This window comes from Roseobacter sp. AzwK-3b (genome assembly GCF_000170875.1).
Classification (GTDB): Bacteria; Pseudomonadota; Alphaproteobacteria; order Rhodobacterales; family Rhodobacteraceae; genus Roseovarius; species Roseovarius litoreus.
Genome location: NZ_ABCR01000014.1, coordinates 87,832 through 96,648, shown reverse-complemented (window position 1 = coordinate 96,648; position 8,817 = coordinate 87,832). Strand labels below are relative to the sequence as shown.

Below are 8,817 nucleotides of genomic sequence, written 5' to 3'. Positions count from 1 at the left end.
TCGGAGATCACCTCGGCTGTGGGCAGGCCATAGCCGCGATAGCCCATGGCGATCTTGGCCGCGAGACGCAGATGGCTGGTGACCATGCGATGTGCGGCCTCGGTATCCTGTTTCTCGACCCACCGCTTGGCCAGCATGTATTCTTCTTCCGGCTCGAGCAGAGGAAACTTGCGGATTTCCTGCAGATACCGGTTCAACCCGCCTTCGGGCGATGGTGCGGGAAGATTCTTGTAGTTACTCACCTTTTGTGTCCCCCTAATGTATACGCCTTTAACATGGATGTGGGCGTCTGTGGGCCTGATTTCAAGGGCTTTGCCCTACGAACCTTAAGGGAATATGACCATGCCCGCGTTGCTTTGCGATAATTGTGACAGCCGCCTCACGCATCCGTGCGCGAGGGTGTGGCGCGCAGCGCGTCGATCAGGGCTGTCATGTCGTCGGGCAAGGGGGCTTCGAATTCCAACGCCTCGCCACTGACCGGGTGCACAAAGCCCAGAACGGCCGCATGAAGCGCCTGTCGCGGAAAATCTCGCGCGGCTTTCAGCCCGGCTTCGGACAGGGCGCGCAACGGCAGCTTGCGCCGCCCGCCATAGACCGGATCGCCCACCAGCCCATGACCGGCATGGGCCATATGCACGCGAATCTGGTGGGTGCGGCCGGTTTCCAGCCAGCATTCCATCAGTGCGGCGACCGGCGGCTGGCCGAACGTGTCGACCACACGGGCGCGGGTGACGGCGTGGCGTCCGCCCTCGAAGGTGACGGCCTGTTTCTGCCGGTCGGTGCGGTGGCGGGCAAGGCCGCTGGTGATCTTGATGATATTGCCCGTCTCGAAGCTGACGCCACGCAGCCCGCGCAGGCGCGGATCGGCGGCATCGGGCACGCCGTAGACCACGGCCCGGTAATAGCGCTCGACGCTGTGATCCTCGAACTGTGCGGCCAGCCCGTGATGGGCGCGATCCGATTTGGCCACCACCAGCAGGCCCGAGGTGTCCTTGTCGATCCGGTGCACGATGCCGGGGCGCTTCATGCCGCCAACGCCAGAAAGCGTGTCGCCGCAATGGTGCAGAAGCGCGTTGACCAGCGTGCCGCCGGGGCTGCCGGGGGCGGGATGCACCACCATGCCGGCGGGCTTGTCGATCACGATCAGGTCGTCATCCTCGAACACGATATCGAGCGGGATGGATTCGGCGGCGATATGGGTGTCCTGCGCTTGCGGGACGGTGATGGCGATGCTGTCGCCCTCGCTGATGCGGCTTTTGGGATCGGTGACGGGGGTGCCGTTGACCGACACCGCGCCTTCGGCGATCAGGCGTGCAAGGCGGGTGCGCGACAGCGCCGCATCCTCTGGCACATCGCGGGACAACGCCTTATCAAGGCGGGGCGGCGGATCGGCGGCGATCCGGAAGGTCACAAGGGTGGACAGCATGGATAACAGCCCCGAGCCTCAGCCGGAGGTCGATCCGGCGATGGTGAGATATCTGCGCCTGCTGGTCACGATCCTGACAGGCACGATGATTGCGGGGGTTCTAGTCGTGATCTTCCTGCTTGTCACGCGCTTCACGGAACATCCCCCTGCCCTGCCCGAAACGCTGACCCTGCCCGATGGCGCCAAGGTACAGGCCTTCACGCAAGGCGGCGACTGGTTCGCGGTGGTTACGGATGACGACCGCATCCTGATCTACGACCGTGTAACCGGGCAGTTGCGGCAGAGCGTGCAGGTGGAGTGATCTTGAATGGTACCGCCTCCCCGGCTTGAACGGGGGACCTCTGGATCCACAATCCAGCGCTCTAACCAACTGAGCTAAGGCGGCACTGCGCCGCGATTTAACTTCCCAGCCCGGCGATTGCAAGCCCATAGCGGCCCGGATCGCCAGCTTTGTGCGCGCCCCTGCCGGTGCGGTTGCCGAACGGCGGCTGGCGGCGTTGCGTCTTGCCATTCGACGCAGAAGGCGCTAGGCGCATATCGCTTGTGCAGGAGGCCGCTATGGGCATCAACACCGAACGAGACATCGAAGCCAATCTTCAGATCGGGCCGACCGACCTTGGCATGGTCCGCCTGTTCATCGAAGCCGACGGGCTTGAGATCCCGATGGATTTCTCCCCCGAGGAGGCCGAGGAAATCGCGGCCGAGATCACCGCCGCCGTGAAGGCGGCAAGGCTCAGATCCGCCTGATCGCGGGATCGCGCAGCGCCTGCAGGCGAAGGGCCGCGTGCCGCGCAAAGCGCCGGATCAGGGCCGTGCGACGCGCCGGGGCCAGCCGTGTTTCGGGCGCCATGCGCAGGATTTCGGCATCATAGGCATCTGCCACGATCAGGCCGGTGTGATCGGGCAGAAGCTCAGTCGGGAAGGCCGCATCGACCGCCCAGAAATACCGGTCGCACCAATCCAGGTACCCCGCCCACTTGCCATCCGAGGTGAAATCGGCGCGCGAGGATTTGCACTCGATCACCCAGATCTCGCCCTTGGGGCCAAGCGCCATCACATCCACCCGTTTGCCGCGTTCGGGGGTGAATTCCTCGATGCAGGCGAAGTCATGGCCCAGCAGATGCCGACAGACGCCGCGGGCCAGCACTTGACCGGGCTTCAGATCGGGGGCGAAGAGCGGGTCGGGATCGGGTTCCAGGGTCATTCTTCAAATATGAACAAAATAGGAACGCACGCAACCCCTTGCCGGATGCCTCGCAAGGCCCTAGGTAAGGAATTGGCGGGTGCTGCCCTTCCCGTGAACGGTTGCATTCCGGTGGCCTTAAGCAATTCCGAGGGAGTTGGCTCTGGCCGGGCCCTGGTCCGGTTATTTCCGACGCCCACCTGTATATACAGGTCCTCGGGAATGAGATAACCAAACGGTCGCGTGCGGGCCCGCCACTTTCAGCACATCATCTGACAGCGCGTCATCGCGCGGGCATCGCATTCGACATCCGCGCATAGAAAAACGGACCGCGCATGGCACGATCCGTTGACATGATAATCCGATATGGCGGGACGACGCCTCAGCGCCGCCGATTGAAGGGCTGACGGCCACGACCCTCATCGACCCGCACGGGGATGGTGGCATAGTCGCGTTCCATCGCGTGCTGGCGCAGACCGCCGTGATGATCGTCGTCGTCATCGTCCTTGAGGCGCATCACCGCGATCCCGAACTGCACCCCGGCAAAGATGATTCCGTTGGACACCCACAGGATCAGCACGGCCAGAACGCCCTTGTCGGAATGCGTCACCAGATGCCACAGGTTCGCCACGTCGAAATAGAGCAACATCGCCACGAACGCCGCCGAAATCCCGAAGCCGATGGCCACGTTTGTGATATAAAGGCGAATGAGCTTGGGCATGTGAAAGACTCCCTTGTGCGTCACACAAGACATAACATGTCACGCGCCCGTAACAAGAGTGCCGCTGCAAATTCACTGTTTCACGGCGTGGATCGGCTCAGGGCGGATGGCGAGGCGTACCGGCGTCTTTTCGAGAACATGAAAGCCAGCGGATTGATCTGAGCGAATGGCCGCTCAGAACGCCTCGGGACGGGCCTCGCGGGCCATGTGATCGAGCACGGCGTTGACGAAGCTGGATTCCTTGCCTTCGGGGTAGAAGCTTTTGGCGATGTCCACGAATTCCATGATGACCACCTTGGGCGGCGTGTCGGATTGGGTCATCTCGGCGCCTGCGGCCCGGAAGAGCGCCCGCAGCGTGGGATCGATCCGGGCGATGGGCCATTTGGCCACCAGCGCGCGGTCGGTCATCTGGTCGATGCTCGCCTGCCAGTTCACCGCATCGCGCATCAACTGCCCGAAGAGCACCGGATCGCCCTCGACCATGTCGCCCTCGTCGTAATGGGCGCCGAACCGGTGATCTTCGAATTCGCGGATCACCGCATCGACGGTCTGCTGGCTGACTTCCATCTGGAACAGCGCCTGCACGGCATAGAAGCGGGCCGCGGATCGCATCTTGCGGCGCTGGTTGCCGGACGGGACGGCAGAGGTCGTGCCCGAGGGCGAGGTATCGTCGGTGGTCATGCCTTGGGGTTGTCCTTGAGCTCACCTGCCAGCTTGTATTCCTCGGCGGCGGGCATGAAGCCCACCCCCTTGCGCTGGCCGCCCCATTTACGGGTCAGTGCAACCAGATGCAAGGCCGCGGCGGCAGCACCGGCGCCCTTGTTCATGCGGGCAGGGTCGGCGCGCACCTCGGCCTGATCGCGGTTCTCCACGGTCAGGATGCCATTGCCGATGCACAGCCCCTGCAGACCCAGCAGGGTGATCCCGCGCGAGCTGTCGTTGCAGACGGTGTCGTAATGGGTGGTCTCGCCCCGGATCACGCAACCAAGCGCCACGTAGCCATCGAAATTCGACATCCGCGCGGCGATGGTGATGGCGGTGGGAATCTCCAGCGCGCCCGGCACCTCGACCAGCTCGCAGGTGGCGCCCGATGCCTCGATCTCGGCGCGGGCGCCGGCGATCAGGTTGTCGGCGATATCGCGGTAGAACGGCGCCACCACGATCAGCAGCTTGACCGGCTTATCGAATGTGGCGCGCGGCAGGGAATATTCGGTCTCGGCCATGGGATTACCTTTCGGTCAGCGGACGAGTGCCCGCGATGGAGATGCCATAGGCGTCAAGGCCAAGATAGCGCGTATCGGGGCTGTCGGTCAGCAGGATCAGCTGATGCAGGCCCATGGTGGACATGATCTGCGCGCCAAGCCCGGTCTGCTTGATGGTCCGGGGGCCGTCGTCATCCTCGAGCTCCTTGGCAAGGCTGGGCCGCGGCTGCCGAAAGAGGAACACCGCGCCGCGCCCTTCGCGGGCGATGATGTTCATGGCGCGCGGCAGTTTGGCGGTGGGGCCGTTCTCGGTGGGCTTGAGGCCGACACCCAGAACATCCTCCATCACGTTCAGCGCATGGGTCCGCGCCAGCACCGGTTGCCCATCGAAAATGTCGCCCTTGATGAGCACGACATGCTCGGTGCCGCTGATCTGGTCGGTGAAGAGCCGCATTTCCCATGCCCCGCCATGCGAGGAATGCACGGTTTCGCGGCGCACCTCGCGCACGAGGTTGTCATGCTTGTGGCGATAGGCGATCAGGTCCGAGATGGTGCCGATCTTGAGCCCATGCTCGGCGGCGAACTCGATCAGGTCGGGCAGACGCGCCATAGAGCCGTCTTCCTTCATGATCTCGCAGATCACACCGGCGGGCTTGAGCCCGGCCAGACGCGCGATATCGACAGCCGCCTCGGTATGGCCCGCACGGACCATGACTCCGCCCTGACGGGCGCGCAGCGGGAACACATGGCCCGGTGTCGCGATGGCGGCGGCGGTGTTCTGTTCGTTGATCGCAACTTCAATGGTGCGCGCGCGATCGGCGGCGGAAATGCCGGTGGTGACACCCTCGCGCGCCTCGATCGAGACGGTGAAGGCGGTTTCCATGCGCGAGGAGTTGTTGACCGACATCATCGGCAGGCCAAGCTGCGCGATGCGCTCGGCGGTCATCGGCAGGCAGATCAGGCCGCGCCCATGGGTGGCCATGAAATTGACCGCCTCGGGGGTGGCAAATTCTGCGGCGATGACCAGATCGCCTTCGTTCTCGCGGTCCTCGTGATCCACCAGAATGAACATCCGCCCGGCGCGCGCCTCGGCGATGATCTCTTCGGTGGGGGCGATATGCCGGCGAAGGCTTTGCTCAACTTCGCCCGGCTTCTCGAAGGGGACTTTTTCGGACATGGCGATTTTCCTTGGCTTTCGGCCCTGCCAGATAACGCAGGCCAAGAGGCTTGGAAAGGGCCGATGTCGGGAAACGCTTTAAAGCATGCGCTTTCGGATGCGGTGAATCATCCACCAGACCAGCAGCACCACCACCGGCGTGGCGCCCGCCGTCAGCATCTCCTTGCTGAGGCCAAGCGGCTGCGCGAGCGGGTACAGCAGATAGGCCGCCAGCGACACCGCATAATAGCTGATCGCGACGACACTCAGCCCCTCGACCGTCTTTTGCAGGCGCAATTGCATGTCGGCGCGCTGATCCATGCTTTCCAGCAGGGCCTGATTCTGCGCGCTGCGCTCAACATCGACGCGGGTCCGCAGCAATTCGCCCGCCCGCATCGCCCGGTCCGCCATCGCGTTGAGCCGGTCCTGACTGGATTTGACGGTGCGCATCGCCGGATCATAGCGGCGCATCATGAATTCCGAAAATGTCTGCCGCCCCTCGAAGCGCTGTTCACGCAGCACCGCGATCCGCTGATGCACGATATGTTCATAGGCCCCCGTTGCCCCGAAGCGGAACGAGGATTGCGCCACCATGCTTTCCAGCTCCGCCGAGATCGACAGAAGGCTTTTCAGCGTATCCTCGGCGCGGGTCGCGGCCCCGGTCATGTCACCGATCATCTTGGTGAGCTGGCCATCAAGCTCGCCCATCCGCGCGCTCAGTTCTCCGGCCCGCGAAAAGCCCAGCATCGACATCGCCTTGTAGGTCTCGATCTCGCACAGGCGCTGCACGACACGGCCGATCCGGCGCTGGCCGGTCTGCGGCGAGATGGTCACCGAAAAGCGCAGATGCCCCGCCGGATCGATGCGGAAATCCCCCGCGACCACGGCAGCGTCATCCAGCACGCGGGCCACCGCCACGCTTTCGGGCACGAACCAGTCGGCGATTTCCTGACAGGTGCTTTCCTTGTCCTTCCACGGCGTGATGCGGATCAAGGCCGAGGTCATGCGCACACCCGGCGCCTCGCCCAGCCAGTCATCGGGAAACACCTCGAAATCGCGCGGATCGAAAGGCCGCGCGCTCACACCTTCGGTGAAGGCGGTGTAGGTCACGAATTCCGTATGGCTTTCCCATTTCAGCATATGGCGGCCGATGCGCCCGAAATAATGCGTGGCGCCGGGCTGCGGATGCGGCGCGCCATGCCGGTCGAGCAGCGCCAGAAGATGCAACATATCGGCTTCGCGGTCGCGCGCCGCCGCCCCTTCGGGACGTTTGATCGCCAGATAGGCCGCGGTCGACGGCGCCTTCATCGACGGGAAAGGCCGCGCATGAAGCTCATTGGCAAGGCGATAGCGCAGCGGGTGGTCTTCGATGGGCGGCATGTGCCTGTCTCCGGGATGCTTCGAGCGTCAATCTAGCCCGTGCGCGGGCCGGGGAAAACCGTTTTTTCAATACAAACCAATGATTTACCAGAGTACATCAGTATACCGCGCAAGCCTTGGGCACAGGCTCCCAAAGCCTTTGCAACACAAGACCGGCGCATGAGCGCGCCCGCGCCGCTTCGTGATAGCACGAAAAAGGGCGCCCCGCGAAGGGCGCCCCGATCTTGTCGCGTGGCGTGCCACCTGACCCGTGGATCAGTCGATCTTGGGCAGCAGGCTCGACATGCTGGCCTTGGCGTCGCCATAGAACATGCGCGTGTTTTCCTTGTAGAACAGCGGGTTCTCGATCCCCGAATAGCCTGTTCCCTGCCCGCGCTTGGACACGAACACCTGCTTGGCCTTCCACACCTCGAGCACCGGCATACCGGCGATCGGGCTGTTGGGATCGTCCTGCGCCGCCGGGTTCACGATGTCGTTCGAGCCGATCACGATCACCACGTCCGTATTGGGGAAATCCTCGTTGATCTCGTCCATTTCCAGCACGATGTCGTAAGGCACCTTGGCCTCGGCCAGCAGCACGTTCATATGCCCCGGCAGACGCCCGGCGACCGGGTGAATGGCAAAGCGCACGTTCTTGCCCTTGGCGCGCAGCTTCTGGGTCAACTCGCTGACCGCCTGCTGCGCCTGCGCCACCGCCATGCCGTAGCCCGGCACGATGATCACGCTGTCGGCCTCGTTCAGGGCGTTGGCCACACCATCGGCCTCGATGGCGACCTGTTCGCCCTCGACCTCGGCAGCCGGCCCCGTGGCGCCACCGAAGCCGCCAAGGATCACGCTGACGAATTGCCGGTTCATCGCCTTGCACATGATGTAGCTCAGGATCGCACCCGACGAGCCGACAAGCGCGCCCACCACGATCAGCAGGTCATTGCCGAGGCTGAAGCCGATGGCCGCCGCCGCCCAACCCGAGTAGCTGTTGAGCATCGACACGACCACGGGCATGTCGGCGCCGCCGATTCCCATGATCAGGTGATAGCCGATGAACAGCGCCAGAAGCGTCAGCACGATCAGCGTCCAGCTGCCCGCACCGCCCAGATACATCGCCGCGAAGACCACCGACAGGATCGCCGCACCAGCGTTCAGCATGTGACCGCCCGGCAGCTTCTTGGCCGCGCTGTCCACCTTGCCGGCCAGCTTGCCATAGGCCACGACCGACCCGGTGAAGGTCACCGCACCGATCCAGATACCCAGAACCAGCTCGACCTTGAGGATCGAGATCTCGACCGCGGTTTTCTTGGCCACGATGGCCGCGAAGCCCGAGAAGGTCTTGGCGAAGGCCACCGCCTCGGCAGTGCTCTCTTCGAGACGCGGGAAGGCATGCCCGTCGCCGATAAAGGCAGCGGCCACACGGCCCATCTCGATATCGGCGTTGAAGCCCACGAACACGGCGGCCAGACCGACCAGCGAATGCATGATCGCCACCAGTTCGGGCATCTGTGTCATCTGCACCTTGGTGGCCAGCTGATAGCCCACCGCGGCGCCCGCCGCGATCAGCACGAGCGACAGAAGCCACAGCCCCTGACCCGGTCCGATCAGCGTTGCCACGATCGCGATCGCCATGCCGACGATCCCGTACCACACCGCGCGCTTGGCGCTTTCCTGCCCGCTCAGGCCCCCGAGGCTGAAGATGAAGAGAACAGCCGCGACCACGTAGGCCGCAATGGTAAATCCGTAATCCATTGTCGCCTC

Annotated in this window: 12 protein-coding genes and 1 tRNA gene; 3 read left to right on the top strand and 10 right to left on the bottom strand. The window is 63.8% G+C overall.

Annotated features, from left to right (window positions below; genetic code table 11):
• Together RAZWK3B_RS18520 and RAZWK3B_RS18515 are read right to left on the bottom strand one after the other, a co-directional pair.
• On the bottom strand, positions 1-242 hold a 242-nt coding region (locus tag RAZWK3B_RS18520; protein ID WP_007817874.1), incomplete at its 3' end, for a sigma-70 factor domain-containing protein.
• A gap of 137 nt (positions 243-379) precedes the next feature.
• The gene (locus tag RAZWK3B_RS18515; RefSeq protein WP_007817873.1) at positions 380-1,426 is read right to left on the bottom strand and encodes an RluA family pseudouridine synthase; all 1,047 of its coding nucleotides are present in this window, start codon (positions 1,424-1,426) and stop codon (positions 380-382) included.
• Between RAZWK3B_RS18515 and RAZWK3B_RS18510 the strand changes: the two genes are divergently transcribed.
• A complete protein-coding gene (locus RAZWK3B_RS18510; RefSeq protein WP_007817871.1) occupies positions 1,425-1,727 on the top strand; it encodes a DUF6476 family protein in 303 nt (100 codons plus the stop codon). The two genes, RAZWK3B_RS18515 and RAZWK3B_RS18510, sit on opposite strands and share 2 nt — an antisense overlap.
• 7 nt (positions 1,728-1,734) lie before the next feature.
• On the opposite strand, the gene RAZWK3B_RS18505 is transcribed toward RAZWK3B_RS18510, so the two are convergent.
• A tRNA-His gene (locus RAZWK3B_RS18505) sits at positions 1,735-1,811 on the bottom strand.
• 173 nt (positions 1,812-1,984) lie between these two features.
• Here RAZWK3B_RS18505 and RAZWK3B_RS18500 point away from each other — a divergent pair.
• Positions 1,985-2,173, top strand: a complete 189-nt coding sequence (locus RAZWK3B_RS18500) for a DUF6324 family protein (RefSeq protein ID WP_007817869.1) — start codon at positions 1,985-1,987, stop codon at positions 2,171-2,173.
• Here the strand turns inward: RAZWK3B_RS18500 and RAZWK3B_RS18495 are convergent.
• On the bottom strand, positions 2,160-2,630 hold the full coding sequence (locus RAZWK3B_RS18495; RefSeq protein WP_007817867.1) for an MmcB family DNA repair protein: 471 nt from the start codon (positions 2,628-2,630) through the stop codon (positions 2,160-2,162). The two genes, RAZWK3B_RS18500 and RAZWK3B_RS18495, sit on opposite strands and share 14 nt — an antisense overlap.
• A 361-nt stretch (positions 2,631-2,991) precedes the next feature.
• A complete protein-coding gene (locus RAZWK3B_RS18490) occupies positions 2,992-3,330 on the bottom strand; it encodes a hypothetical protein (protein WP_007817865.1) in 339 nt (112 codons plus the stop codon).
• A gap of 36 nt (positions 3,331-3,366) precedes the next feature.
• On the opposite strand from RAZWK3B_RS18490, the gene RAZWK3B_RS21885 reads away from it, so the two are divergent.
• Positions 3,367-3,492 (top strand): hypothetical protein, encoded by a 126-nt coding sequence (locus RAZWK3B_RS21885; protein WP_286131816.1) that lies wholly within the window; start codon positions 3,367-3,369, stop codon positions 3,490-3,492.
• A 12-nt stretch (positions 3,493-3,504) separates the two neighbouring features.
• Here the strand turns inward: RAZWK3B_RS21885 and nusB are convergent, their stop codons facing one another.
• The 5 genes from nusB to RAZWK3B_RS18465 all read right to left on the bottom strand — a co-directional run bounded on the left by nusB (position 3,505) and on the right by RAZWK3B_RS18465 (position 8,808).
• On the bottom strand, positions 3,505-4,011 hold the full coding sequence (gene nusB / locus RAZWK3B_RS18485) for a transcription antitermination factor NusB (RefSeq protein WP_007817863.1): 507 nt from the start codon (positions 4,009-4,011) through the stop codon (positions 3,505-3,507).
• A complete protein-coding gene (locus RAZWK3B_RS18480; protein WP_007817861.1) occupies positions 4,008-4,553 on the bottom strand; it encodes a 6,7-dimethyl-8-ribityllumazine synthase in 546 nt (181 codons plus the stop codon). Before RAZWK3B_RS18480 ends, nusB begins: the two co-directional genes overlap by 4 nt.
• Positions 4,554-4,557: 4 nt before the next feature.
• Positions 4,558-5,709, bottom strand: coding sequence for a 3,4-dihydroxy-2-butanone-4-phosphate synthase (ribB, locus tag RAZWK3B_RS18475; RefSeq protein ID WP_007817859.1), 1,152 nt, complete (start codon positions 5,707-5,709; stop codon positions 4,558-4,560).
• A gap of 78 nt (positions 5,710-5,787) precedes the next feature.
• Positions 5,788-7,068, bottom strand: coding sequence for a DUF3422 family protein (locus RAZWK3B_RS18470; RefSeq protein ID WP_007817857.1), 1,281 nt, complete (start codon positions 7,066-7,068; stop codon positions 5,788-5,790).
• Positions 7,069-7,323: 255 nt separating this feature from the next.
• Positions 7,324-8,808 carry an NAD(P)(+) transhydrogenase (Re/Si-specific) subunit beta gene (locus RAZWK3B_RS18465; protein ID WP_007817856.1) on the bottom strand — a complete coding sequence of 495 codons (1,485 nt, stop codon included), beginning with the start codon at positions 8,806-8,808 and terminating at the stop codon, positions 7,324-7,326.
• Positions 8,809-8,817 lie beyond the last annotated feature (9 nt).